This window comes from Streptomyces sp. NPDC047017 (genome assembly GCF_040644175.1).
Lineage (GTDB): Bacteria > Actinomycetota > Actinomycetes > Streptomycetales > Streptomycetaceae > Streptomyces.
The window spans coordinates 1-25223 of sequence record NZ_JBEYVW010000011.1 but is presented as its reverse complement, the minus strand read 5'-3'; the positions used below and the strand labels follow the sequence as shown (position 1 = coordinate 25223).

Genomic DNA, 25223 nt, shown 5'->3' with positions numbered 1-25223 from the left:
TCTTTCCTCAGAGTCCTCTGATCCGCGCCCGCTAGCGTCCGCCCCATGGTGCGCGACTACCTCATCATCGGGGCCGGCCCGGCCGGACTCCAGCTCGCCGCTCTGCTGGAACGCGAGGGACGTGACTACGTCGTCCTGGAGCGGGGGAGCGGGCCCGGGACGTTCTTCACCCGCTTCCCCCGGCATCGGCAACTGATATCGATCAACAAGGTCAACACCGGTTACACCGACCCGGAACTCGACCTCCGCATGGACTGGAACTCGCTGCTCGCCGACGATCCCGGGCTGCGGTTCACCCGGTACAGCGAGCGCTACTTCCCGGCCGCCGACGACCTGGTGCGCTACCTGGGCGACTTCGCCCGGCGCAGCGGTGTCCGCGTCGAGTACGGCGTCCGGTCCACCCTCATCACCCGCGACAGCGACGGCAGCGGCGACGGCTTCACGGTGCGTGACGACACGGGCCGGACCTGGCGAGCCCGGCGTCTGGTCGTCGCCACCGGCGTCTCCCTGCCTCATATCCCGGACATCCCCGGCATCGAGGACGCCGAACGCTACGCCGACTTCGACACCGACCCGGCCTCCTTCACCAACCAGCGGGTGCTTGTTCTCGGCAAGGGCAACTCCGCGTTCGAGACCGCGGACGCCCTCCTGGAGAAGGCCGCCGTCATCCACGTCGCCGGACCGCACTCGCTGAAGATGGCCTGGCAGACCCACTTCGTGGGCCATCTGCGCGCGGTGAACAACAACTTCCTCGACAGCTACCAGCTCAAATCGCAGAACGCCGTCCTGGACGGCACCGTCGAGCGCATCGAACGGCGAGCGGACGGCGGCTACCGAGTGGAGTTCCGGTACGCCCGGACCACCGAACGGCTCCGCGAACTCCACTACGACCGCATCGTGGTCTGCACCGGATTCCGCTTCGACGCCTCGCCGTTCGACGCCGGCTGCCGGCCGGCCCTCGCCGTCGACGGCCGGTTCCCCGCCCAGACCTCCGCCTACGAGTCGGTGAACGTACCCGGCCTCTACTTCGCCGGTACGCTCACGCAGCAGCGCGACTTCAAACGGTCCACGAACGGCTTCATCCACGGCTTCCGCTACGGCACGCGCGCCCTGCACCGCATCCTCGGCGCCCGCCATCACGCGACGCCCTGGCCGGCCCGTACCCTGCCCGCCGCCGCACCGGAGGCCGTCGCCGACGCCCTCGTGGAGCGCGTCAACCGCTCCTCCGGCCTGTGGCAGCAGTTCGGCTTCCTCGGCGACGTGGTCACCGTCCACGACGACCGTGCCCTGTACCAGGAGGAGGTACCCCTCGACTACGTCACCGACGGCGGACTCGGCCCCGCCGCGCACCGGTTCGTCGTCGACCTGGAGTACGGGCCCGGCCACGACCACACCGACCCGTTCGACGTCACCGTGCCCCGCGTCAGCGAGAACGACCCCGACCACGCCATGGACGCCACCTACCTCCACCCCGTGGTGCGCCACTACCGGGACGGTCAACTCGCCGGTACTCATCACCTGGCGGAGAACCTGGAGAACGACTGGGACATCCCGGCCGTCCACCGCCGGCCGCTCACCGCGTTCGTGAAGTCCTGCCTTGGCTGAGCAGTTCCCCGGCGCCGTCCTCGACCTCCTCGACGCGGCGGGCGACCGCCCCGTCTTCGAGCACGGCGACCGGGTCGTCACCGGACACCAACTCCTCACCCTGGTCCGGCGGGTGACGAACGGCCTGCGCGCCCGTGGCGTGCGCCCAGGCGACGGTGTCGCCCTGCTGCTCGGCGTCGGCCCCGAGGCGTTCGCCACCGTCATCGCCGCCCACGCCGTGGGCGCCCGCGTCGTGGGCGTACGGCCGGGACTCACGGCGCACCAGCGGGAACACCTGCTCGCCGACACCGCCTTCCGTGTCACCGACACTCCAGACGGCATGGCCGGTACGCCGCACGGCACCGTCATCGCCCTGGCCGACCTGCTCGCCACCGAGGACGACGGCGGCCGCCCGCGGATCTCGGCCCGCCCGCAGGACATCGCCCGGCTCCTGCACACCAGCGGCAGCACCGGCGTCCCCAAGGCGTGCGCCCAGACGTACGCCGCGATGACCGCGGCCTGGGCGCCGCACCCCGACCGCTGGCCACCCGCCATCCGCGAACTCGTCCCGCGACTGCGGCGGTTCCTCGTCTTCGGCACCCTGGCCAGCCAGGTCATGATGGAGTACGGGCTGCTCGCCCTCGCCGCCGGCGGCACCCTCGTCACCGCCGACGCCCCGTCCTTCCCCGACAGCCTGGTGCGCCACCGGGCCACCGGCAGCGTCATCACCGTGGCCCGCCTGACGAAGCTCGTCGCCGGCGTCCGGGCCCGGCCCGTGGACCTCGGCGCACTGCGCGCCCTGATGGTCTCCGGCTCTCCCCTCGACGCCGCCCGGCTGCGCGAGGCCGCCGACGTGCTCGGACCGGTCGTCTTCCACGGCTACGGCCAGACGGAGACCGGCATGATCTCCATGGCCACCCCGTACGACGAACCCGGCTCGCTGGGCGTCCCCCCGGTCGAGCTGGAGGTGAGGGACGCCGAGGGGCGGGCCCTGCCACCCGGCACGGACGGCGAACTCTTCGCGCGCACCCCCTCCCAGGGATGCGGCTACTGGGGCGAACCCGCCCTGAGCGCCGAGGTGTTCACCGACGGCTGGGTCCGCACCCGCGACCTCGGCCACCTCGACCGCGAGGGCCGGCTGTGGCTGACCGGGCGCGCCCGCGACGTGATCATCGTCAACGCCAACGTGTACTACGCCGGCCCCGTCGAGCGGGTGCTCGCCACGCACCCGGCGGTGGGGGAGGCGTACGTCGTCGCCGTCCCCGACGACGACACCGGCGAGGCCGTCCACGCCTTCGTGGTGCCCGTACCGGGCCGGGTCCCCCGACTGGCCGACCTGCGCGCCCTGGTGACGGCCGAGCTGGGCGAGGCCACCGCCCCGACCCGGCTCACCCTGCTCGACGAGGTGCCGCTGACCCCCGCAGGGAAGCCTGACAAGAGGCGCTTGGCGGCCGGGGGTTAGCCCCGACCGGGACCGCCCGCCGGTCTTCGCCGACGCGCGCCGCGCACGCGTCGGCGAAGACCGGCCCTGTGTCAGCGACCGGGAGGCACCGGAGGTGCGACCGCCTCGGTGCGGGACGGGACGTTCCGTGCCCGCTCCCGCCGGTCGATCCAGGTCAGCAGCGGTGTCGCCATCACGGTGGTGACGATGGCGACCACCACCAGCGCGCTGAACAGCGCCTGCGTCACGATGCCCGCCGCCAGGCCCAGGTTGAGCGCGATGAGCTGCATCAGCCCCCGGGCGTTCATCAGCGCCCCCACCCGCAGCGCCACCGGCCCCGGCTCCCCGGCCAGCCGCGCGGCGAGCCAGCACGCGCCGAACTTCCCCGCCACCGCCACCAGGACGCATCCCAGGGTCAGCAGCAGCACCGGCCCGGAGCCCAGCAGGGCGAAGTCCGTGTTCAGCCCCGAGTAGGTGAAGAACAGCGGCAGGAACACCGTGCCCACCGGCTTCAGTGTCTCCACCGTGTGGTCCAGCCGCTCCGACCGCGGGAAGACCAGCCCGAGACTGAACGCGCCGAACACCGCGTACAGCCCGATCTCGTCGGTGTACCAGGCCACCAGGAACAGCGCGCCGACCAGTACCGGCAGCAGGCTCTCGGGCGTTGCCCGTTCTGCGAGCCGCACGGTGCGGCCGTGCAGGCGCGTCACCACCGCCAGTACCACGACGAGCCCGAGGGCACCGGCCACGGCCAGCGACACCAGCCCCGCGCTGCCCCCGGCGATGCTGAAGACACCCGCGAGCAGCACCCACGCGACCGCGTCGTCCACGGCGCCCGCACCGAGCGCCAGCGACCCGAACCGGGTCCCGGACAGGTTCCGTTCGGAGATGATCCGCGCCAGCATCGGGAACGCCGTCACCGCCAGCGCCACCCCCACGAATAGCGCCGACACCACCAGCGGCACCCCCGGCGCCAGAGTGCCGGTCCGCTGGCCGACGGCGGCGATGAGCGCCGCCCCGAGCACCACCGGCACCAGCACCCCGGCCGCGGAGACCAGCCCGGCCGGCCGGGCGACACCGCGCAGCCGGTCCACCCGGAAGTCCCAGCCGACGTGGAACATGAACGCGACCAGGCCGATCTGCCCCACCACGTAGAGGACCGGCCGCGACTCCTCGGGGAACAGGCCCGCCTCGACGCCCGGGAGGAGGGCGCCGAGCACCGACGGCCCCAGCACCACGCCCGCGAGCATCTCCCCGACCACGGGCGGCTGCCCCACCCGTCGCAGCAGCTCCCCGACGAGCCGGCACACGACCAGGATCACCACGACGGCGAGGAAGAACGCGGGGGCGAGTTCCGTCGGTTTCATGCGCTGTCACCTCCGGAGTGCGCGACCGGGCACCGGCCGGGCGGGAACTGCTCGAAGTAGCGTGCGGCCGGCCGCTGCCGGCGGGCGTGCAGCACCATCACCGTGCCGAGCACGAGCTGCCGCACCCCTCGGGTGACGTCCTCCACGCCGTCGCGCAGCCGCAGGAAGCCCCGCAGCGGCGCCAGCCGCCCCCCGGGCTCCAGCCCGCGCGGGATCATCAGACAGGGCGCGCGATGCGGGATGGACCGGGTGTGCGAGACCGACGAGTCCAGCCGGAAGCGGCCCAGCACCTCCCGTACGGCGGCCCGCAGCACCAGCGGCGACAACCGCCACGCCGGGCACGGGCGGTTGGCCGCCACACCGAAGGGGATGTGGTGGGTGTCCCTGGCGGACAGCGACGTCCAGCGGTCCGGGTCGAAGGCGTCCGGCCGCTCGTAGCCCGTGGCGTGGTACTCCGGGTAGCTGAAGCACACCACCGAGCCGCGCGGCAGCGTGGTGTGCGCGTCGAGCGGGATCTCGTCCGTGGTGATGCGGTGCGCGATGCCGAACAGCGGATACAGCCGCATCGTCTCGTCGAGCACATGCGTCAGGTACCGGTCGTCACCCGGATCGTCCGCCAGTCGCCGCTGCACCCGTGGGTGCCGGGCCAGGGCCAGCAGCACGTGCGCGGTCGCCTCCGAGAGCTGCACGACGGCCGTGTTGAAGAACGTGCCCTGGAGGTAGAAGACCTGCTCCCGCGGCGACAGCGAGGCCGGCAGCCGGTGCGGCACCTCCCCGGCCGCCAACCGCTCGCGCACATACGCCGTCAGCCGCGCCCTGCGCCGCGGATGGCGCAGCCCCGTGCACTTCAGGGCGCTGATCACGTCGTCGGCGTGCGCGGTGATCAGCTTTTGGGCGTGCGGCGGGCACGGCTCGCGGAACACCAGCCTGTAGCAGAACTCCGCCCAGGCGGGCATCACCAGATCGCGCAGCCGCACCAGGCTGATCCGGTCCGCGGGCAGCGCGTCCAGCGCGCCGGCGAACGCGCGGGTGGCCGCCGCCGCCAGGTCGGCCGAGCCGCCGGCGAGGATCCGCCGCGTCGTCTCGGCCACGTCCTCGTAGCGCTCGCCGGGTTCCAGGTGCTCCTGGTGCACCTCGGGCCCCGGTGACAGCCAGTACCAGAACAGGTCGGAGAGACCGGCCCCGGCGCTGCGGCCGTTCGCGGCCGGATGGGCGTACACCCGCTCGAACACCTCCGGCCCGTACGCCGCGCTGGGCAGCGTCACGGCCCGGTCGCGGTTCACCTTCTCGAAGATGCGCACCCGCAGCGCCACCACGCCGCGCGGCAGCCACCACGTGTCCGGTCTCCGCCCGCCGCTCACCACGCCCCGCCTCTCCGGACCACCATGTCCCGCGTCAGATCGGTGTTGCGGGCGCCCCCGCACAGCGCCAGCGTGTGGTCGTAGCCGTCGCGCAGCTCCGCGAGGACCCGCCGCACCCCCGCCTCGCCCTCGGCGGCCAGCCCCCACAGCACCGGGCGGCCCACCCCGGCCGCCGCCGCGCCCAGCGCGAGCGCGACAGCCACGTCCCCGCCCCGGCGCACCCCGCCGTCGAGCAGCACCGGCACCCGGCCCGCCACCGCCTCGGCGACCGCCGGCAGGCAGTCCACGGCGGCCGGCACGGTGTCGCACTGGCGGCCGCCGTGGTTGGAGACGATGACCCCGGCCGCCCCGTGCTCGACGGCCAGCAGCGCGTCCGCCGGATGCAGGACCCCCTTCACCAGCACGGGCAGTACGGTCGTGCTCAGCAGCCCCGCGAAGTCCCGCCAGGACAGGGCCGGGGACATGGGGATGTCGGTGAGGCCGCCCGGCGGGGCGCCGGGCAGGTCCCGCATGTTCTCGGCGGCGTAGCCGGGCGGCAGGTCCGTGAACCCGTTGCGCAGGTCCCGGCTGCGCCGGCCGAACACCGGGGAGTCGACGGTGACCACCAGCGCCGTGCAGCCCGCCTCCTCCGCCCGCCGCACCAGCGTCTCGGTGACCGCCCGGCGCGGATGCGGATAGAGCTGGAACCACACGGCCGCGCCGGCCGCCGCCTCCCGGGCCGCGGCGACCACCTCGCCCACCGCCACGGTCGCGGCCGTGCCCGTCACCAGGACGGCGCCCTCGGCCGCCGCGGCCCGGGCTGTGGCCCGCTCGCCGTCCGGGTGCATCAGCCGGTGGAACGCGGTCGGCGCGACCACCACCGGGCCCGCCCGGCGGGCGCCCGGCAGATCGACGCAGGTGTCCCGCCGCTCACTGCCGCGCAGCACCCGCGGCAGCAGCGCGTACCGGTCGAACGCCCGCTCGTTGTCGGCCAGGACGCGCTCCTCGCCCGCGCCGCCCGCCACATAGTCGTAGTGCACCGGGTCCAGGACCCGGCGCGCCCTCTCGTGCAGCGCGCGCAGCGTCACGGCGCCACCGGGGCGGCCGGCCCGCGCCGGGTGGCGAGGAACGCGCGCAGCGGGCCTCGGTGCACGTCCTCGCTGTCCCACTCGTTCTCCAGGTTCTCCGTCAGATGGTGCTCGGCGACGTACTCCCCGTCCCGGTACCAGCGCAGCACCGGATGCAGATAGCGGCCGTCCAGCCCCGTCGCGTCCCGCTGCGAGGGACGGCCCGCCGACACGTCGAACGGGTCCACCCGGTCGTGGTCGGCCCCGTACTCCAGGGTGACCACCGCGTGGGCGGCCACCTCCCCGAAGTCCCCGGCACGCACCGCCCGCGGCACATGGGCGACCGGGACCTCCTCGGCGTAGCGCATCGTGCCGTCCGGGGCGAGCAGCAGCAGGTCGCCGAGCACACCGAACTGCTGCCACAGCGCGGAGGACCGGTTGACCCGCGCGATGATCCGGCCGACGGCCGTCTCGGTGTCCCGGCCCAGCTCCGCCACCGGCCAGGGCTCGCCGTGGTGGCGCCGGCGCAGCTCCCGGTACAGGGCGCGGACCGAGTAGCGGAAGCCGTGCACGAAGCCGGTGGTGGACTTCTTGAAGTCGCGGCCCTGCGTCAGGGTCCCGGCGAAGTACAGCTCCGGCACGTTCACCGACTCGCCGACCGGGGTCAGGGCGGGGAACCGGCCGTCGACCACCGTCTCGGGCGCGCAGGAGGCGTCGAAGACCGACGCGTCGAACCGGAACCCGGTCGCGAGAATCACCCGGTCGTAGCGCAGGTCCTTCACCACCTCGTCGGCCCGTTCGAAGGCCACCGGCACGCGGAAGCCGTCCCCGTCCCGCCGGATCTCCAGGACCCGCCCGTCCAGCAGCGCGTTCTGGGACTTGAGCTGGTAGCTGTCCAGGAAGTTGTTGTTCACCGCCCGCAGATGGCCCACGTAGTGCGACTGCCAGGCCAGGCGCAGCGAACCGGAGCCGACCAGATGGATGACGGCCGCCGTCTCCATCAGGCTGTCGGCCGTCTCGAAGGCGGAGTTGCCCCGCCCGACCACCAGCACCCGCTGACCCGTGAAGGACTCCGGGTCGGGGTCGAACGTGTCGTAGCGTTCGGCCAGTTCCATTCCGGGGATCGGCGGCACGTTCGGCAGTGGCACCCCGGTGGCCACCACCACGCGCCGGGCCCGCCAGGTTTCTCCGGCGGCATCGGTCACGGTGAATCCGCCGGCGTCGCGGGAGACGCGCTCCACGGCGGTGCCGTACCGCACCCGGGCGCCGGTGCGTTCCGCGAAGTCCGCCAGATAGCGGACCATGTCGTCGGCGGCCGGGAAGTAGCGCCGGCTGTACCGGGTGAACAGCAGCTCGGGATCGTCGCTCAGCAGGGAGTTCCAGTCCATCCGCAGCCGCAGCTCCGGATCCTCGTACCCGGTGTGCACCTTGTTGATCGAGATGAGTGTGCGGTGCCGGGGGAACCGTGTGAAGAACGTGCCCGGACCGCTGCCGCGCTCCAGGACCACGTAGTCCGCACCGTCACGCTCCAGGAAGGCGGCGAGCTGAAGTCCCGCGGGCCCCGCTCCGATGATCAGGTAATCGTGCGCCATGGCCCGGAAGCTATCCAGCGGAACTCAGAGCGCTCTGAGATTCCCCGCCTACCGTTTCCGGACGTGCTGACCACCACGGACACCGTCTCCCTCACCGGCCCTCTCGGACCCGACGCCCTGCGCCGCGCGGCAGGACCGCTGACCGTCACCGTGGACGAAGCGGCCCGCGCCCGCCTGGACCGCGGGCGCCGCCTCTTCCGCGCCCTGCGCGACGGCGACGGTGACGGCGGCACCGGGAGCCGGCCGATCTACGGCGCCACCACCGGCTTCGGCGCCCTCGTCGGCTACGCGGGGCGGCCCGACGAGGCCGACCAGTGCGACAACACCCTCGCCCACCTCGGCGCGGGCCAGGGCCCCGACCTGCCGCACGGCATCGTGCGCGCCGCCCTGCTGGTGCGCACCCGGTCCCTCGCCCAGGGCCTGTCCGGGGTGTCCGCCGAGATCGTCGAACGGCTGGCCGCGATGTTCGCCACGACGTTCTCGCCCGCTGTACCGCGCTACGGCTCCGTCGGCGCCAGCGGCGACCTCGTCCCGCTCGCCTACGCAGCCCAGGCCCTGCGCGGCCGGGGGCACGCCTACGCCGACGGCCGCCGCATGCCCGCCGCCGAGGCACTCGCCGCCACCGGGCTGCGCCCCCTCGCCCTCGACGGCCGCGACGCCCTCGCCCTCGTCAACGGCACCTCCGTCACCACCGCGGCCCTGGCCCTGGCCCACGACGCCGTCCGCACCGCCCACCGCGCCCTCACCGCCCTGACCTGCCTGCTGGCCGACCTGCTCGGCTGCGACCCCGGCTTCCTGGACACCGGCCTGCTGCGCGCCTACGGCCATCCCGGCGCGGCCGACACCGGCGCCCGCATGCGGCACCACCTGGCCGGCACCACGCCGTCCGGCACCCGCCCGCTGCAGGAGCCGTACAGCATCCGCTGCTCCCCGCAGCTGCTCGGCGCCGCCGAGGACGCGCTGCGATACGTCGACGCGGTGGTCGCCGCGGACCTGGCCGGGGTCAGCGACAACCCGCTGTTCTTCCCCGGCGCGGCAGGCCCCGAGGACCTGGGGCAGGGGAGGGCGGTGCACGGCGGGAACTTCTTCGGGCAGCCCGCGGCGTTCGCCGCCGACCTGCTCGCCTCCGTCACCGCGCAGCTCGGCAACCTCGCCGAACGCCAGCTCGACCTGCTGGTGGACCCGGCCCGCAACGGCGGCCTCCCGCCCATGCTCGCCACCGAACCCGGGGCCCAGCACGGCCTCCAGGGCGTGCAGCTGGCGACCACCGCCTTCGTCGCGGAGATCCGCCGCTGCGCGACACCCGCCGCCATGCAGAGCCTGCCGACGAACCTGCACAACCAGGACGTCGTCCCGTTCGGCACCCAAGGCGCCCTGCGCGCCTACGACATGGCCGAACTGCTCGGCCTGCTGTGCGGCTCCCTCGCCCTCGGCCTGCGCCAGGCCGTCCACGTCGGCGCACGGCGGCCCACCGCGCCCCGGTGCGCCGCCCTCCTCGACGCCCTCAGCGCCGCGATCGACCCGGTCGACCCGGACCGGCCGCTGGACGAGGACGTGCGGACAGCGGCACGGCTGCTCGCCACCCACGCCATGCCCTGACCGTGCCGTCCTCGACCGCCGGGGGCGACGGCGCGCTCTGCGGCAGCCGGAGGGTGAACCGCGCACCGTGCCCCGGCCGGCCCGCCGCCACGACCGTGCCGCCGTGGCTGGTGACGACCTCCCGCAGCAGGGCCAGCCCCAGCCCGTACCGGCCCTCGCCACCCCGGTGGAACCGCCGGAACAGCCGCTCGGCCTCACCGGCGTCGAAGCCGGCCCCGGTGTCCGAGACCGCCAGCACCACCGTCGTGCCCGAACGGGACAGCGCCAGCTCGATCCGGCCGCCCGGCGGGGTGTGGGCGATGGCGTTGGCCAGCAGTTCCCCGACCGCCCGGTGCAGCGCGGAGGCGACCCCGTCCACCCACAACGGATACGGCGGCCCGTCCACCCGGACGGTCAGCCCGCGCTCCCGTACGCGCTCCGCCTCCTCGGCCACCGCCGAACGGACCAGGGCCGCCAGATCCACCCGCCGCCGCATCGCCCGCCACGCAGGCCCGGCCGTGAGCGTCGCCGACGACAGCAGATCGTCCAGCACCTCACCGAGCCGGCCGACGGAGGCGACCAGCCGGGCCAGGCCCTCCCGGTGCGCCGGCGGCAACTCCTCGGCAGCCGCCCGGCGCGCCAGCACCTGCGCCCGCGTGTGCACCTGGGTGAGCGGCGTGCGCAACTCGTGACTGGCGTCCGCGACGAACCGCCGCTGCCGGGACAGCGCCTCGGCCAGCGGCGCCACCGCCCGGCGCCCGAGGACCGTGCCCGTGACGGCCGCGGCGGCCAGCCCCACCGCCTCGGCCACACCCAGCGCGCACCACAGGTGGCTGCGGTCGGCGAGCTGGAACCGCAGGTCGAACACGGCCTGCACCACCTTGCCGTCGTCCCGGGCCTGCGTCCGCACCAGATACACGGTGTCCCCGCGCCGCACCGGGTGCTCCACCGGCGCCCCGTTCAGCCGCACCCGGTCCAGATCGGCGCGCAGCGGGAACCCGGCCGGCGCGTTCGGCAGGACCGTGGCCCCCGGACCGTACAGCCACATGCACCCGGGAGGGCGCGACAGGTCGCCGTGCGCCGCGCCGTAGCGCACCTCGCGCCGCACCTGATCGTCCTGCGCGTGCGTCATCACGGTGTACGCGACCCAGCCGACGACGGTGACCAGCAGGGTGATGGTGGCGCCGGTGGTCCAGGTGATCCGGCGCCGCGCCCGGCGTACCGCCGCCCCGTCCCCGGCCTGGTCCGGCTCTCTCACAACGCCCCCAGCCGGTAGCCGAGTCCGCGGACCGTGCGTACCGCCCTGCGGCCCAGCTTGCGGCGCAGGTAGTACACGTAGGTGTCCACGATGGACGGCGCGTGCGCCTCCTCGAACACGATCCGGCGCAGCTCCGCCCGCGAGTGCACCGTGTCGGGGCGGCTCGCCAGCGCCCACATCAGCGTGAACTCCCGTGCGGCCAGGGCGATCCGCTCACCGTCGGCCAGGACCACCTCCCGGCGCCCGACGTGCAGATGCCCGGAGCCGATCCGCAGCACATCGGTCGCGTCCAACGAGCGCCGGCACAACGCCCGTAACCGGGCCGTGAGTTCCTCCAGGTCGAAGGGCTTGACCAGATAGTCGTCGGCGCCCGCGTCCAGACCGTCCACCCGGTCGTGCACGCTGCCCATCCCGGTCAGCAGCAGCACCGGCGTACGCACCGGACGGGACCGCAACCGGCGCAGCAGGTCGAGGCCGTCCACCCCCGGCAGCCGCCGGTCGATGACGAGCACGTCGTACGTGCGGGTGAGGCCGAGGTGCAGGCCCCGCTGCCCGTCGGTCGCGACGTCCACCGCGTACCGCTCGTCCCGCAGTACCTCGGTGAGCAGCTCGACCAGCTCCCGGTCGTCCTCGACCAGCAGCAGCCGCCAGGGATCCCGTATGTGCTCCTGCGTCACTGTGCCCTCCCTCTCCCAAGTCTCACCTGCCAACGCTCTCGCGACGCACGTGGGTTCCTGACCCGTCTCCGCGGGAAGGGGCACCGCCGCAGCACCCTCCGACCGGCGGAAGCACGCCACCGCATCCCCGTCCGCAAACCCCCGCGAGACGGACTCGGACGGGAATCGGACGGGAAAGACGAGCGGCACGTTCCGGGGCGGGGCGACAACGCGTACTCGGCACGCCGAAACCGGCGTCACCTGCGCGGGCGCCGGCCCGATCGCACCCTGGCTCGCTTCAGCCCTGGTTCAGGCGTTCAGCCGGCCGGGGCGGTGCGGGCGGGCCGGAGCGGGCCGCTCGGTCGCCGGGGCGGCGGCGGTCGCGGTGCGCCGGAACTCGCGCGGATTTGTGCCCCGGACCCGCTTGAACGCCGCGCTGAACCCGAACGGGTCGGAGTAACCCACGGCGTGGGCGATCTCCGCGATGGTGACGGACTCCTGCTCGACCAGGAGGTCCGCCGCGAGCGTCATGCGCCAGTGGGTGAGGTAGGTCAGCGGCGGTTCGCCGACCTGATCGGTGAACCGCTTGGCCGGCGTCGCACGCGACACTCCGGCGCGCTCGGCCAGGGAGGAGACCGTCCATGGCGCCGCCGGTTCGGCGTGGAGCAGACGCAGCGCCTCGCCGGCCACCGGGTCTCGCTGGGCGGCCCACCAGGCCGGAGGCTCGCCGCCAGGCCGGTCGAACCACTCGCGCGGCGTGCAGACCAGCATCCAGTCCAGCAGCCGGTCGAGCACCACCTGCCGGCCCGGCGCGTCGACGCGGACCTCGCCGGCGAGGTGGTCCAGCACCGGGTCGGCCGTGTCCCCGCCGCCCACGCGCAGCGCGTCCAGCAGCCGGCGGCTGATCTCGCCGCGTACCGGACAGGCGCCGACGATCAGGGTCGTCGCACCGTCGCCGGCACCGGCGTCCCCGTCGTCGTCGTGCCAGCCGCGCCGGTGCCGGGTGCCGCCCTGCTCGGGTGTCGCGCAGTGCTCGCCGCACGCGAGCGGTTCGGCCCGGGTGCCGACCTCGTCGACGAAGGTGAACGTCGCCGGTCCGCGCACGACGATCGTCTCGCGCGCGCGAAGCGGCTCGGGCGGACGGTGCTCCGGCACGATCCAGCCGGCCCCGGTGAGGACCGTGCACAGGGTCAGCGGCGCACCGTCCACGAAGTGCGGTGCCCAGGGTGGGGACAGGGTCGAGCTGCCGAACAACGAGCCGTTGGCCCGCACCCCGCGGATCAGGTCACTGAACACGTCCACCCCACCCAGGTTCGACGGATACGCAGGTGATCCGGACCCTCACCCATGGGATCGTCCGAGTCGGCCGCGTTCAATCGGTGAAAGGCGCCGCACCCCGGGATGCCCGCCCGACAGCGGCGGAGCCGCTTGACCTCGGAACCATTCCCCCTCGACCACTTTGTCCCCTCACCCACCGGAAGGGCCGTGATGAGCACCGACGCCGGTTCGTTGACCACCCAGGACCTCGACTTCCTCCGACGCCCCCTGTACGGGTTCCTGTCCGTCGCCGCGGGTCCGCTCCCGCCCCAGCCCCGGCCGGTGTGGTTCGAGGCCACGGCCGAGGACACGATCCAACTGTTCACGGACCCGGAGTCGGTCAAAGTACGGCGTCTGCGCCGCGACCCCCGCGCCTCGATCGTCGTCGCGGCCCCCGTGGGCGAACGCGAACGCTGGCTGTCGGTCGCCGGCCGCACCACGGCGGAACCCGACGGAGCACACGACCTGTGCGCCCGCCTGGCCACGCGCTACTGGGACCTCGACGACCCCTCTCGCGCCGACGCGCTCGCCGGGATCCTGGCCGCGGACTGGGTGCGTCTCGTCATCCACCCGGAGACCGTGAGCCGCTACACGTTCTGACCGCCGCGACAACCCGTTCCGCGACCACAGGCCCGGCGCGCTCTTCCGGCTGCGGACACCGGACTCCGCCGCGTCCGACGGTCTCTCACACATCTCTTATCCCGGACCACCACAGTGACGGCCCATGAAGGTGAGGAAAATCAGGAAGACCAGGAAGAGGGCCGTCGCGCTGAGCGGCGCCCTCGCGGTGATCGGCGTGGTCGGCACGGCCACCGCGTTCGGGGACGGCACCGGTGCCCAGCAGCAGCGCGTCGAGGCGCACGGGAGCCGGGTGACCGTGCCCGTCGCGGGCGGCCACGCGACGCTGGACACCGCGTCCCTGGCCGTGCGCGCGCAGGCCGACGACGGCCGGAGCTGGCAGCTCTCGGCGCCCGCCGCAGACGGCCTGGGCCCCGCCGGGAAGGCGTCGGTGCGCGGGAACGAGGCCACCTGGCGCTATCCGTCGACGGGCTTCACCGTGACGGCGGCCGCCCGCGACGGCCGCCTGGCGGTGTCGGTGCGCTCCGACCGCGAGACCACGTTGAACTGGCCGGTGACCGGCGGCGACCCGGCCACCCGGGAGATGCAGATACCGCGCGGCGAGGGCCTGTCGGTGCCGGTCGCCGACCGGTGGTGGAACTCGCCGAAGGCCGGGCTCACCGGCAGCGAGGCGGGCATGTCCGACGGACTGACCATGCCGTTCTGGGGCACCAGCCTCACGGGACGGCACGGTTCGAGCTACATCGCCGAGTCCGACATCGGCAGCACACTGAAGTTCGTCTCCACCGGCGGCCGGCTGCGCACCGAGGCGCGCCACGCGTTCTCGGCGCGGGAGGGCACCGGGGACTACAGGATCACCTTCGCGCTCACCGACGGCTCCCCGGTGGCCGCCGCCCGCGACTACCGGGCCTGGCTGCTCGGCCACGGCGGCATCACCACGCTGCGCGCGAAGATCGCCGCGAACCCCGAAGTGGGCAAGCTGGTGGGCGCCTTCCACGCCTACACCTGGGGCCAGGCACGCACCGCCGAGGGCGTGCGCCGGCTGCGGGATCTCGGCATCGACCGGATGTGGCTCGGCTACGACGCCGACGGTTCCCCCATGGACGCCGAGGCCGTCGCCCTCGCCGAGCACTCCGGCTACCTCGTGGGACCGTACGACTCCTGGGCCAACGCCCAGGACCCTGACTCGGCCGACACCCCGGTGTCGAAGTGGCCGTCCCCGGTGTGGCCGGACGCCTGTGTACGGGACGCGGACGGCAAGCCGGTCACCGGTTTCGGCGGGCGCGGCTGCTACGTCAGCTCCGAGGCGCTCAAGCGCGCCGAGCCGTCGCGGCACTATCTCGCCGACCGGACCCGGGAGATGACCGCCAACGGCGCCGACAGCTACTTCCTCGACGTCGACGCGGCCGGCGAACTGTTCACCGACCGGTCCCCGGCGCACCCGATGACCCAGGCGCAGGACCGAAAGAACCGGCTGGAGCGCATGGCACGGCTGTCCGGCGACCGGAAGCTGGTCCTCGGGTCGGAGAGCGCCGGTTCCTGGGCGAACGGGGTGGTGTCCTTCAGCCACGGCTCCGGCACGCCCGTCACCGACGGACTGTGGGCGCTGGAGCGCGACCGGGCCGACTGGGGCGGCTACGCTCCCGCCGGCGCGCCCGCGATCTACTTCAAGCCCGTCCACCTGCCGGACGACATCGCCAAGGCGATGTACGACCCGAGGTACCGGGTGCCGCTGTACCAGACGGTGCTGCACGACTCGGTGATCAGCACCGAGCGCTGGGAGCTGTCCTGGTCGAAGCTGCCGGACCAGAGCCGCACCCGCGCGCTGCTGGCGATGCTGTACAACGTGCCGCTCAATCTGGTGCTCGACCAGTCCGAACTGGACGAGCACGGCGAGCAGATCGCCGCGTCGCACAGGTACTTCGAGCCGCTGCACAAGGCCGCGGCCACCCTGCCGATGACCGACTTCCGCCGCCTGACGCCGGACAGCCTGGTGCAGCGGACGACCTTCGGCGCCGGCACCCTGACGGTGACCGCCAACTTCTCCACCGCGACGCACGACGGCCTGCCCGGCGGATGTGTCGACGCGGTGATCAAGGGCGGCAAGGCGCGGCGCATGTGCCCGTCGGGACTGTGACCGCCGGGACCGCCGCAGCACCGCGAGTCCGCCCCAGGCGGGTGTCCGCCCGGGACGAGGGCGAAGCGAGTGCTGTGGCGGCCGGCCGCACCGGGGTTGATCAGCAGGTGCGGAAGGTGTAGTCCCCGGAGCCGCGGACCGAGACGTCCAGGTCGCGCTGGACGATCCCGAGCTTCGGGCCGAAGTCCGCACAGGCGCGGCTGAAGCCGCTGTCCTGGTACTCGATCACGAAGACACGGTTGGCGTACGCCTTCGCGTACTTACCGCACTCGTTGTACTGCCCGCACTCCTCGGCCACGGCGAAGTCGAAGCCGATCTTCGTGCGGTCCGAGAGCAGGTCGGCCGTGTTCTTCTGCCCGATGGCGAGACCGGCGGCGTGCGCGCGGTCGGCCAGCAGCTTGGCGAAGGCCGCGTTGTGTGCCTTCGTCAGCCGGCCGCCGGACCGCTCGTAGGAGTCGAGGTTGTCCGGCTCGACGGCCTGGAAGCCGCTCTTGGCGCAGCCGTCGATCCACGCGCCGACGACCTCGGCGAGACGGGAGCGCTTGTCGGCCGTGGACGTGTCCAGGAGCGCCTCGTCCCAGTTCTCGTCGATCACCGGACGCTTGCCCCTGTCCCGCAGGACCAGATCGGGATGGTTCTTCGTCCACCAGCTCAGCGCGTCGGGCTGGGCCTGGAACGCGTTCACGTAGCACACGTTGTAGAGGCCCTTGGCGGGCTTGGCGGACCGGTCCCGCGACACGGCGGTGACGCCCCTGGCCGGGGTGTACGGTCCGCCGATCTGGTAGTCGAACGTGGCGTCGGCCGTGGGGAGCACCACCTTCGGCGCCGCCTTCGCGGCCGGGGTGTCCGCGAAGACGTCGGACAGCGTCAGCCCCGTCCCGAGAGCGGCGACGACCCCGATCGCACCGGCGACGACGGTGCTTCTGCGGCGGATGAAAGGTACAGCGGAGTGCTTCGACACACGGACTCCTGTGCAGAGGTCGTACTGACCCGCACATCCTGGGCCGCCGACCATGAGGATTTCATGAAGCACATCTCATGAAGCACATCTCATGGAGCACATCTCGTGAACCGCGTCTCGTGGGGGTGACTCGGCAGGACCGGCCGTCCGACCGTGACTCGACCGTCACTGAGGGAGTCTCATGGGGGCGAGTCTTTGTCCGGGGCCCGGCGCGGTGCCCGGCGGCGACCGGCCGACCGCTGAAGCGGCCCCAGCGTCAGCACGAAGGCCGAACCGCCGCCCGGCCTGCGCCGTACCGTCACCTCCCCACCGTGCGTGGCGGCGACCTCCCGCACCAGGGACAGCCCGATGCCGGTCCCACCGCCCTCGGAGCGGAACCGCTCCAGCAGAGCGGGCAGCCCGTCCGGGTCCACCCCTGCGCCCCGGTCCGCCACCGTCACCGCCGTACCGCGCACCGTGACGTCCACCTCGGCGCGGTCCTGCGGATCCCCCGGCGTCCGCCCGTGCCGCAGGGCGTTGACCAGCAGGTTGCGTACCGCGATCCGCACCAGCGCCGGGTCCGCCGTCACCACCGACGCGTCCAGGCAGGTCGTCACCCTGTGCCGGGAGACCGGCAGTTCCTCGCAGACCTGCTCGACCAGCTGGTCGAGGCGCAGCGGCACCGGCCGGAAGGTGTCCGTCGCCTGGAGCCGTCCACGGGTGAGGATGTTGTCGACCACGTCCGTCATCCGGTCCGTGGCCCGCCGCAGCCGCGGCAGATGCGAGTGCAGGCCCCCCGGATCGCTGTCCGCGATGTCCACCGAGCCGCGCATCACCGCCACCGGGGTACGCAGCTCGTGTGCCGCGTCCGCGAGCAGTCGCTCCTGCGCGTCCAGCGCCTCCCAGGCGGGCCGCATGCTCCGCCCGGACAGCACGTACCCGGTCGCCGCCGACAGCAGGACCAGCAGTCCCGAGCCGGACAGCACCGCCACCACCAGGCGGTGGTGCTCGGCCCGCCCTTTCGCCGGGTCGCCGACCACCACCACCGCGCCGGCCGTCCTCTGCGTCTGGTCCTGGTAGTACGGCAGCGCCAGCAGGTAGGCGGGATCGCCTCCGTCGGTACGGGCCCGCGTGCTCACGGTGTCGTCGTGGGCCATCGCCCGGCGCGCGATCCGGCCGACCGCGTCCGCCTCGACGTCCATGCCGGGGCCGCGTGAGATGAACACCCGCCGCAGCCGTCCCCCCTGCGCCTGGAGCACGATCACCTGCGCGCCCGCGCCGGTCGCCTCGTCGTCATGCAGGCCGTCCAGCTGGATCCCCGCGTCGGTGTAGTAGATCAGCGACACGGCCACTGCCGCCCGCCGGTGCATGTCCTCGTACTCGGCGGACTGCCAGGACCGCGCGTCCGTACGGATCACCAGCCACGACAGCGCGCCCACCCCGGCCAGCGTGATCAGCGTGTACGCCAGCGTCAGCCGCCACTGGAGCCGGCCGAGACGACGGCGGGCCGGGGACGGACGCGCGGTGCGCCGCGCTCCGGCGGCCCGGTCGCGCCGCCCGGGGACGAGCCGTGCCAGGAGCCTCCGCCGCGGTGCCGGGCGCGGAAGTTCCGCCGAGCACCGTCCTTCGTGGCCGCCCGTCACACCGGATCCGCGCTGCCGGAGAACCGGAACCCGTGCCCGCGCACGGTCTGGATCAGCGACGGCGGCCCGAGCTTGCGCCGCAACCCCGCCACGACCGCGTCCACCACATTCGACACGGGGTCGGCCATCTCGTCCCAGCAGTGCTCGATCAGCGTCGAGCGGGTGACGACCTCCTCGGGGCGCAGGAGGAGCTGGCGCAGCACCGCGTACTCCTTGGGCGTCAGGGACAGCAGGACCCCGGCCCGGCGCACCTCGCGGCGTGCCTCGTCCACCTCGACATCGGCGTGGCGCAGGTGCACGGGCGTCCGGTCCGGCGCCCGGCGGACCAGACTGCCCACCCGTGCCACCAGCTCCACCATCGCGAACGGCTTCGCCAGGTAGTCGTCCGCCCCGGCCTGGAAGCCGTCCACCCGGTCCGGGACCTCGTTCCTCGCCGTCAGGCACAGCACCGGCGCCGTCCAGCCCCGACGCCTCCGCTCCCGGAGCGCGTACAGGGTGTCCCCGGACGGCACCATACGGTCCAGGACCACACAGCTGTACGGCGCGAGATCGAGCAGAACGTCCGCGTCCGGCCAGTCGGAGACAGCGTCCACGGCGTACCCGGCGCCCCGCAGACCCGCCTCGATGACATGCCGGAGATCTTCTTCGTCCTCGACCAGGAGCACGCGCATGGTTCTGACTCGTCCTTGAGGCTCGGGAGGCGCAAGGGGGAGGGGGTGCGCCGATTCGCCGGAGGGATGCGGGACCGGCGAGGACGACATAGTAGGCACCTGGCGAGAATCCGGCGGTGCCCGGGTGGCCGAGCCGGGCCGTCGCGGGCTCCAGCCCACCGGCGGTTCGCGGAGTGGTCGACGGCCAGGGCGTGCACCGAGCCGCACCGTCCGGTCCTCGACGAACCTTGGCCGGCCGGGCCGACGAGGAATGGCTGCGACCACTTATGCAGCGCGCTGCATGCACACCAGTTGATCCCGTTCGTCCCATGACTGGGTGACGGTGAAGCCAAGTCGTTCGTACAGGGCAATGGCCCCGGCCCGCCATTCCCACACCGAGAGCCGGACGGTGTCCACGCCGTTCTCCGCAGCATGGGCGAGCGCGGCGCCGAGCAAGGCGGACGCGATGCCCCGGCCACGGAACCCGGGGTCGGTCCAGAGCCTCTTGACCTCCGACTGCCCCCTGGCCGGGGAGGTCACCACCAGACACCCCACAGCGGCGCCTCCCAGAAGAGCCACCAGCACGACATCGCCGGCGAACGCGGTCCGTGGATCGGTGATCTCTGCCCGGTAGCGATCCGGCAGCCCGTCCACATCGGCAACCGGTTCACCCTTCTCGGCCTCCGTCCGAAGATGGTAGGCCGCCAGCAACGCGGCCAGGCCGTCCTCGATCGGAGGAGTCTGGCCTGGCCAGCGGACGACGGCGACCTCACGGTGATCAGTCATGACGCCAGCATCACACGACAGAGACAGTCGCCCTTCGCGCCCGGATGCCCCGGCAGACCGTACGCCATATCCGGGAAGACGCCGTCGGCGCGAGGGCGGGAAGGGCCGCACCGGTCGAGGTGCGGCCCTTCGACGCGTCCCGCCTCATCTCAGGCAGGGCTCTCCTTGCTCATGCCGACGAGAACTTCTGGGCGGCGGAGCCGTTGCAGTCCCAGATCTGCAGGCGTGTGCCGTTCGCGGTGGCGCCCGACGGGGAGTCGACGCACCGGCCGGTGGTCGGATTGGACATCGAGCCGTCGCTGTTGACGACCCAGTTCTGGTAGCCGCCGCCGTTGCAGTTGGCCAGCTGCAGCTTTGTGCCGGCCGCGTTCACACCGCCCGCGATGTCCAGGCATTTGCCCAGCGTACGCAGGGTCTGGCCGTTCCAGGTCCACTTCTGGTCGAGCGACGTGGCCTGCTGGCAGTCCCAGAGCTGGACCGCGGTGCCGTCCCCGCCGGTGTCGTCACCCGCCACGTCCACGCATTTGCCGCCCGGTCCGTAGATCGGGGTACCGATGGCGAACTTCTGGGCGGCGGAGCCGTTGCAGTCCCAGATCTGCAGGCGTGTGCCGTTCGCCGTGGTACCTGACGGGGAGTCGATGCACCGGCCGCTGGTCGGGTTCCGCAGCGAGCCGTCGGGTTGCCGCACCCATGACTGGTAGCCGCCGCTGTTACATGTGGCGAGCTGCAGCTTCGTACCGGCGGCGCTGTTGCCACCAGCGATGTCCAGGCACTTGCCGAGGGTCTGCAGGGTCTGGCCGCTCCAGGTCCAGTGCTGGTCCTTGGCCGCCGACTGGCAGTCCCAGAGCTGCACTGCGGTGCCGTCGCCACCGGTGTCGTCACCCGACACGTCCACGCACTTACCGCCGGGCCCGGTGATCGTCTGGCCGCTCACCGAACCGCCGCCGCCACCGCCTCCGGGCGCCTTGTTGTAGACGGCCACCGAGTCGATGACCAGCTTGCCGCCGGAGACCGTGGACGCGTTCGGGCCCCCGCCGAAGGCGTCCGGGAAGCCGCCGCCCATCGCCAGGTCGTAGATGATGAAGAAGGGGTGGTCGACCGCGTCGGACCAGGTCGTGGCGTCCACCTGATTGGCGTTGACCGTGTAGAAGTTGTTCCCGTCGAGGTAGAACCTGATCTGCTCCGGCGACACCGAGCGGTCGATCTCCGCCGCGTAGTCGTGGAAGCCCGTCTGGCAGCCAGAACAGGCGCGCTCACCCGAGCCGATGCCGGTCGACTCGTTGCACGGCCCACCCGGGTTCACACCGCAGTGCAGGGTGCTGAAGACGGAGCTTCGGCCGTTGATGTCCTCCATGATGTCGATCTCGCCGGACTTCGGCCAGGTCACCCCGGAGCGCAGCGGCGCGCCGAGCATCCAGAACGCCGGCCAGTAGCCCGCGCCGTTGGCGGTGGTGACGTTGGGCTGCTGGAGGACGGACTCGATGCGTACGACACCGCCCGCCGGGGCGCCGAAGCCCGCCGACTGGGTCTCCACACGCCCGGAGGTCCATCCGCCGCGCGGGTCGGAACCCGAGTGCAGGGCCTGGAGCACCAGATGACCCTGACCGTCGTAGTAGACGTTCGAGGTGCTGTCGGTCATCGTCTCGATCTCACCGGTGCCGAAGTTGCTGCCCGGCCCGGTGTCGTACTTCCACAGGCTCTGATCGATGCCGGTGCCGGATGCACCGTTGAAGTCGTCGCTCCAAGTGAGCGTGAAGCCCGAGGGGGCCGGGGGTACCGCCGCCTGGGCGTTCAGAGCCGTGGTGACGGTGGCCGCCACGGTCATCACGACGACGGGAATCAGAGAGAGCGCTCTCTTCCATCCGCCGCGTTGTGCCCTTGCATGGGGTGATTGCATAGGTCTGGCCTCCGAAGAAGGACATGATCGCGTCTGTCCGCCATGCCGCCTCTGGCGATCTCCGTCGACGGCGGGCAGTGGACGCGCCCTTGCGGATCTGGATGACGACGAACGGGGCGACGGCCGAGGCCAGGGCTGCCGTCGACAGGCAGGCCCACAGCGGACGGCCGGACTCTCATCCCTCAACCGGCGGATGCGACGCCAACTCTGATGAAGATGTGTGGTGTTGAGCCATGTGGAGTTCTGTGCGAGGCAGACGGTATTGGCCCAGACCAGTACCGTCAAGGCTGCGCAACAGCCCGAGAACGGCTCGTCTCCTGAAGCCGGAGCCGTTGATGGACGCCGGATGATCTCGCTGTCACGACAGCTTGGTTTGATAACCTGCGGCAATGGATGAGGTGTTGGACGAGGGTCCGTTCTTTCACGGCACAAAAGCCGAGCTGCGGGTCGGAGATCACCTCACAGCCGGTTTCCGTTCCAACTACCGGCCCGAAATCGTGATGAACCACATCTACTTCACTGCGTTGCGCGACGGCGCGGGACTCGCCGCCGAACTCGCCGCCGGTGACGGGTCCCCGCGAGTGTATGTCGTCGAACCCACCGGGGAGTTCGAGAACGACCCGAACGTCACAGACCGGAAGTTCCCTGGCAATCCCACTCGCTCCTATCGCAGCGCGGAGCCGCTCCGGATCGTCGGCGAGGTCACCGACTGGACGCGACAGACACCCGAAGCTCTCCAGATGTGGCGAGACCGGCTAGCCGCAATCCGTCTGGATGACCGCACCGAAATCATCAACTGAGGGTTGTCTCGTAATTACTGGGTCACGGCGAAATGATCTCGCTGCGGCTGACGTGATCACGGCGTCCGAGCCGTCCCGGCTGGCCCCGTTCACCGGGCTGAGCCCGCGCTGATTCGGCAAATTGGCGACCGCACTGCGCAGCGAGGCCCGCTCACGAGCAGCGTGGCATGATCCGCGATGGCCGTTCCCTGAACGCGATCACCTCCGGGCACCGCCGGTAGCGGGGGGCTGGCCCCACCTTCGATCAACCGGGCAGCAGGATGGCCGGGAGAGCGCCATGTCGGCGACCGTGGAGTTGTCCCGAGCGAGTCACCTGCAAAGCCCACAGAGAAGGCAGGATCGTGCGCATTGTCACGGCCACCGCCGCCGTTCTGACCCTCGCCGGCCAAGCCGCGCCGGCCGCCACCGCCCACCAGCCGACCACCGACGGATTCTGGCGCGTGGACGGCTACGGCACAGTCCTAGCCATCCGGAACGGAACCTTCCAGGAGTACCAGACCACTGCCGTCAGCTGTCTCAAGGGTGATTCCGCGCAGCGGACCGGTCCCGGAACCTACACCATGCCCGACGGCACTGTCCTCACCGTGCGCACCCAAGGAGGCGGCGACCGCGGGTCCCTGCGGATGGACGGTTCCGTCGGTGACCGGAACCTGCGCCGGATCCGGGAGTTGCCCGACGCCTGCACGCGTCCGGCCCCCAAGGGCCCGCTCGCTGCCTTTGACGTCTTCTGGCAGTCCTTCGAGGAGAACTACCCCTTCTTCTCCGCCAAGGGCATCGACTGGCACGCGGTACGCGACCAATACCGCCCCCGGGTACACGTCGGGACGACGAGAGACGAGCTCTACGCCGTCTTCAGCGAGATGGTCAAGCCGCTCTACGACGCGCACGTTGCCGTTCAGGACGGCGATCGCGTCTTCGCACAGGGGCGCCCCGGCACCGCTGTGCCCACCGAGGAGTTGGACACCAAGGTCAAGAAGTTCATCGTGGCGCGCGACCTCAAGAACGCCCGTGACGTCCAGGACTTCGCCAACGGGCGGATCACCTACGCCGACCTCCCCGGCGGGCAGGGCTATCTGCGGATCTCCGGCTTCGGCGGATACGCGGGCGACGGCGCCCCCTACGCCGCCCAGCTGGCCGAGCTCGACAGGGCGCTGGACACGGTCCTCAGCCAGGAGCGCACTCAGCGCCTGAAGGGCCTGATCATCGACCTGCGGATCAACGGCGGCGGTGCCGACGCCCTGGGAATCCACATCGCCGAGCGCCTCACCGACGCCCCCTACCTCGCCTACTCCAAGCGGGCCCGCAACGACCCCGCCGACCCCACCCGGCACACCCGCCCTCAGCCCGCGTATGTCACGCCCGCCCAGGGGCCCCGGTATACCGGGCCGGTCGCCGTGCTGACTGGCGGCTCGACCGTCAGCGCGGGGGAGACCTTCACCCAGGCCCTCATGGACCGGCCTGACAAGACGGTCCGGATCGGGCAGCCCACACAGGGAGTCTTCTCGGACGTCATGCTGCGCAAGCTCCCCAACGGCATGTCGGCCTGGCTGCCGAACGAGGAGTTCCTGACCCGGACGGGCAGGACCTTCGACGGCACAGGCATTCCGCCGCACCTCAAAGAGCCGGTCTTCACGAAGGAGGAGTTCGACAAGAACAGGGACTCGGCCTTCGACAGGGCTCTGAACGTCCTGCGGATCCACGGCGGTGCCGCAAGCTGACGCAAGGGCAGTGGGACAGGGGGAGGGGAACCGCTGGAGATCACGGAAGTCACTCCCATGCTCAGCAGTACCGACAACTCGCGGCAGTTACGGAGCCCCAGACCAGGAAATGGCCCAGCTGTGCGAACGCCAGCGGGAAGCGAGCCCCTTGTCGACACGTGAGCGCAACGCCCGGCGGGGGCTTCGCTGTGGCCATCGACGTCTTGGCCATGTCCCTCCCTTCCGGGCGGAAGCGGGGCTGCCTCCTGCGGACCGACCAGGGGAAGGAAGCGACCGAGTGCCCCAGGTGAACAGCGCGCCCCATCGCAGGGGAGCACTCCGCCGCAGGGGAAGGCCGGGAACACCCGACGGCCGCAGCCGCCGCCGCGGACCGTACCGACAAGATCATCGAGGCTTCCTCACGCGCCTTCGCCCACCAAGGATTCCAGGCGACGAGCCTGCGCAAGCTCGCCGGTGAACTAGGCCTGACACACGGCACCTTGCTCTACTGCCTCGGCCATCTCGCGCCGAGCGAGGCCCTCGATCTCCCGCGCCATGTCCTCCAGTACCTGTTCAAGCAGAGCCTGGCGGGCGATCCGCTCCAGCAGCGCGCCACGCCCGGTCGCTGGCGCGCGCTTCGCCTTCAGAGCGTCGTGAGGAGGCAGGGACGCCGGTGGCGTGGCTCACCGCCGCCTTCACCAGTCCGGCGAAGAGGGGGTGGGGGCGGGTCGGGCGTGAGCGGAGTTCGGGGTGGGCCTGGGTGGCGACGAGGTAGGGGTGGATGTCGCGGGGGTATTCAACGTATTCGACGAGTTTGCCGTCGGGGGAGGTGCCGGAGAAGAGGATGCCGGTCTTCTTCTCGAGTTCGGCGCGGTAGGTGTTGTTCACCTCGTA

19 protein-coding genes and 2 pseudogenes are annotated in these 25223 nt (G+C 72.3%); 8 read left to right on the top strand and 13 right to left on the bottom strand.

Going from position 1 to position 25223, the window contains the following annotated elements:
* Positions 1-45: 45 nt before the first annotated feature.
* On the top strand, positions 46-1605 hold the full coding sequence (locus tag ABZ858_RS19580; protein WP_361379640.1) for an NAD(P)-binding domain-containing protein: 1560 nt from the start codon (positions 46-48) through the stop codon (positions 1603-1605).
* Positions 1598-3046 (top strand): long-chain fatty acid--CoA ligase, encoded by a 1449-nt coding sequence (locus tag ABZ858_RS19575; protein ID WP_361379637.1) that lies wholly within the window; start codon positions 1598-1600, stop codon positions 3044-3046. Before ABZ858_RS19580 ends, ABZ858_RS19575 begins: the two co-directional genes overlap by 8 nt.
* A 71-nt stretch (positions 3047-3117) precedes the next feature.
* Here the strand turns inward: ABZ858_RS19575 and ABZ858_RS19570 are convergent, their stop codons facing one another.
* From ABZ858_RS19570 to ABZ858_RS19555, 4 genes are read right to left on the bottom strand one after another with little or no spacing between them, the layout of a single operon-like run.
* The gene (locus tag ABZ858_RS19570) at positions 3118-4392 is read right to left on the bottom strand and encodes a cation:proton antiporter (protein WP_361379634.1); all 1275 of its coding nucleotides are present in this window, start codon (positions 4390-4392) and stop codon (positions 3118-3120) included.
* Positions 4389-5753: a cytochrome P450 gene (locus tag ABZ858_RS19565; protein ID WP_361379631.1), complete on the bottom strand. Its 1365-nt coding sequence runs from the start codon at positions 5751-5753 to the stop codon at positions 4389-4391. Before ABZ858_RS19565 ends, ABZ858_RS19570 begins: the two co-directional genes overlap by 4 nt.
* Positions 5750-6820, bottom strand: a complete 1071-nt coding sequence (locus ABZ858_RS19560; RefSeq protein ID WP_361379628.1) for an alpha-hydroxy acid oxidase — start codon at positions 6818-6820, stop codon at positions 5750-5752. The genes ABZ858_RS19565 and ABZ858_RS19560 overlap by 4 nt, the downstream gene beginning before the upstream one ends.
* Complete coding sequence (locus tag ABZ858_RS19555) at positions 6817-8391, bottom strand: FAD-dependent oxidoreductase (protein WP_361379625.1); 1575 nt, start codon at positions 8389-8391, stop codon at positions 6817-6819. Before ABZ858_RS19555 ends, ABZ858_RS19560 begins: the two co-directional genes overlap by 4 nt.
* A gap of 63 nt (positions 8392-8454) precedes the next feature.
* On the opposite strand from ABZ858_RS19555, the gene ABZ858_RS19550 reads away from it, so the two are divergent.
* Positions 8455-9990: an aromatic amino acid ammonia-lyase gene (locus tag ABZ858_RS19550; RefSeq protein ID WP_361379622.1), complete on the top strand. Its 1536-nt coding sequence runs from the start codon at positions 8455-8457 to the stop codon at positions 9988-9990.
* Here the strand turns inward: ABZ858_RS19550 and ABZ858_RS19545 are convergent.
* The 3 genes from ABZ858_RS19545 to ABZ858_RS19535 all read right to left on the bottom strand — a co-directional run bounded on the left by ABZ858_RS19545 (position 9896) and on the right by ABZ858_RS19535 (position 13185).
* Complete coding sequence (locus ABZ858_RS19545; protein ID WP_361379619.1) at positions 9896-11227, bottom strand: HAMP domain-containing sensor histidine kinase; 1332 nt, start codon at positions 11225-11227, stop codon at positions 9896-9898. The two genes, ABZ858_RS19550 and ABZ858_RS19545, sit on opposite strands and share 95 nt — an antisense overlap.
* Positions 11224-11904 (bottom strand): response regulator transcription factor, encoded by a 681-nt coding sequence (locus ABZ858_RS19540; protein WP_361379616.1) that lies wholly within the window; start codon positions 11902-11904, stop codon positions 11224-11226. The genes ABZ858_RS19545 and ABZ858_RS19540 overlap by 4 nt, the downstream gene beginning before the upstream one ends.
* Positions 11905-12192: 288 nt before the next feature.
* Positions 12193-13185, bottom strand: a complete 993-nt coding sequence (locus tag ABZ858_RS19535; RefSeq protein WP_361379613.1) for an AraC family transcriptional regulator — start codon at positions 13183-13185, stop codon at positions 12193-12195.
* A gap of 186 nt (positions 13186-13371) precedes the next feature.
* On the opposite strand from ABZ858_RS19535, the gene ABZ858_RS19530 reads away from it, so the two are divergent.
* Positions 13372-13800: a pyridoxamine 5'-phosphate oxidase family protein gene (locus tag ABZ858_RS19530; protein WP_361379610.1), complete on the top strand. Its 429-nt coding sequence runs from the start codon at positions 13372-13374 to the stop codon at positions 13798-13800.
* Between the two features lie 124 nt (positions 13801-13924).
* Positions 13925-15916 (top strand): glycoside hydrolase, encoded by a 1992-nt coding sequence (locus ABZ858_RS19525; RefSeq protein WP_361379607.1) that lies wholly within the window; start codon positions 13925-13927, stop codon positions 15914-15916.
* 100 nt (positions 15917-16016) lie between these two features.
* Here ABZ858_RS19525 and ABZ858_RS19520 read toward each other — a convergent pair whose 3' ends face one another.
* From ABZ858_RS19520 to ABZ858_RS19500, 5 genes are all read right to left on the bottom strand, one after another.
* Positions 16017-16877: an endo alpha-1,4 polygalactosaminidase gene (locus ABZ858_RS19520; RefSeq protein WP_361379604.1), complete on the bottom strand. Its 861-nt coding sequence runs from the start codon at positions 16875-16877 to the stop codon at positions 16017-16019.
* 179 nt (positions 16878-17056) lie between these two features.
* A complete protein-coding gene (locus ABZ858_RS19515) occupies positions 17057-18499 on the bottom strand; it encodes a HAMP domain-containing sensor histidine kinase (protein ID WP_361379601.1) in 1443 nt (480 codons plus the stop codon).
* Positions 18496-19170: a response regulator transcription factor gene (locus ABZ858_RS19510; protein ID WP_361379598.1), complete on the bottom strand. Its 675-nt coding sequence runs from the start codon at positions 19168-19170 to the stop codon at positions 18496-18498. The genes ABZ858_RS19515 and ABZ858_RS19510 overlap by 4 nt, the downstream gene beginning before the upstream one ends.
* A gap of 264 nt (positions 19171-19434) precedes the next feature.
* Entirely contained in the window at positions 19435-19935 is a 501-nt protein-coding gene (locus tag ABZ858_RS19505) for a GNAT family N-acetyltransferase (protein WP_361379595.1), read from the bottom strand.
* A 169-nt stretch (positions 19936-20104) separates the two neighbouring features.
* Positions 20105-21760: a ricin-type beta-trefoil lectin domain protein gene (locus ABZ858_RS19500; protein ID WP_361379592.1), complete on the bottom strand. Its 1656-nt coding sequence runs from the start codon at positions 21758-21760 to the stop codon at positions 20105-20107.
* 461 nt (positions 21761-22221) lie between these two features.
* Between ABZ858_RS19500 and arr the strand changes: the two genes are divergently transcribed.
* From arr to ABZ858_RS19485, 3 genes and pseudogenes are all read left to right on the top strand, one after another.
* Complete coding sequence (gene arr, locus ABZ858_RS19495) at positions 22222-22632, top strand: NAD(+)--rifampin ADP-ribosyltransferase (RefSeq protein ID WP_361379589.1); 411 nt, start codon at positions 22222-22224, stop codon at positions 22630-22632.
* Between the two features lie 341 nt (positions 22633-22973).
* Positions 22974-24350: a S41 family peptidase gene (locus tag ABZ858_RS19490; protein WP_361379586.1), complete on the top strand. Its 1377-nt coding sequence runs from the start codon at positions 22974-22976 to the stop codon at positions 24348-24350.
* Between the two features lie 302 nt (positions 24351-24652).
* Positions 24653-24787: pseudogene (locus tag ABZ858_RS19485) on the top strand (hypothetical protein); the annotation flags it as partial.
* Positions 24788-24902: 115 nt separating this feature from the next.
* On the opposite strand, the pseudogene ABZ858_RS19480 reads toward ABZ858_RS19485, so the two are convergent.
* Positions 24903-25223, bottom strand: a pseudogene (locus tag ABZ858_RS19480) (CTP synthase); the annotation flags it as partial.

Excerpts from the sequence above, each read along its gene's own strand:
- ABZ858_RS19580 (WP_361379640.1), top strand. The coding sequence starts at position 46 with ATGGTGCGCGACTACCTCATCATCGGGGCCGGCCCGGCCGGACTCCAG.
- ABZ858_RS19570 (WP_361379634.1), bottom strand. The coding sequence starts at position 4,392 with ATGAAACCGACGGAACTCGCCCCCGCGTTCTTCCTCGCCGTCGTGGTG.
- ABZ858_RS19555 (WP_361379625.1), bottom strand. The coding sequence starts at position 8,391 with ATGGCGCACGATTACCTGATCATCGGAGCGGGGCCCGCGGGACTTCAG.
- ABZ858_RS19530 (WP_361379610.1), top strand. The coding sequence starts at position 13,372 with ATGAGCACCGACGCCGGTTCGTTGACCACCCAGGACCTCGACTTCCTC.
- ABZ858_RS19525 (WP_361379607.1), top strand. The coding sequence starts at position 13,925 with ATGAAGGTGAGGAAAATCAGGAAGACCAGGAAGAGGGCCGTCGCGCTG.
- ABZ858_RS19510 (WP_361379598.1), bottom strand. The coding sequence starts at position 19,170 with ATGCGCGTGCTCCTGGTCGAGGACGAAGAAGATCTCCGGCATGTCATC.
- ABZ858_RS19505 (WP_361379595.1), bottom strand. The coding sequence starts at position 19,935 with ATGACTGATCACCGTGAGGTCGCCGTCGTCCGCTGGCCAGGCCAGACT.
- ABZ858_RS19500 (WP_361379592.1), bottom strand. The coding sequence starts at position 21,760 with ATGACCGTGGCGGCCACCGTCACCACGGCTCTGAACGCCCAGGCGGCG.
- arr (WP_361379589.1), top strand. The coding sequence starts at position 22,222 with ATGGATGAGGTGTTGGACGAGGGTCCGTTCTTTCACGGCACAAAAGCC.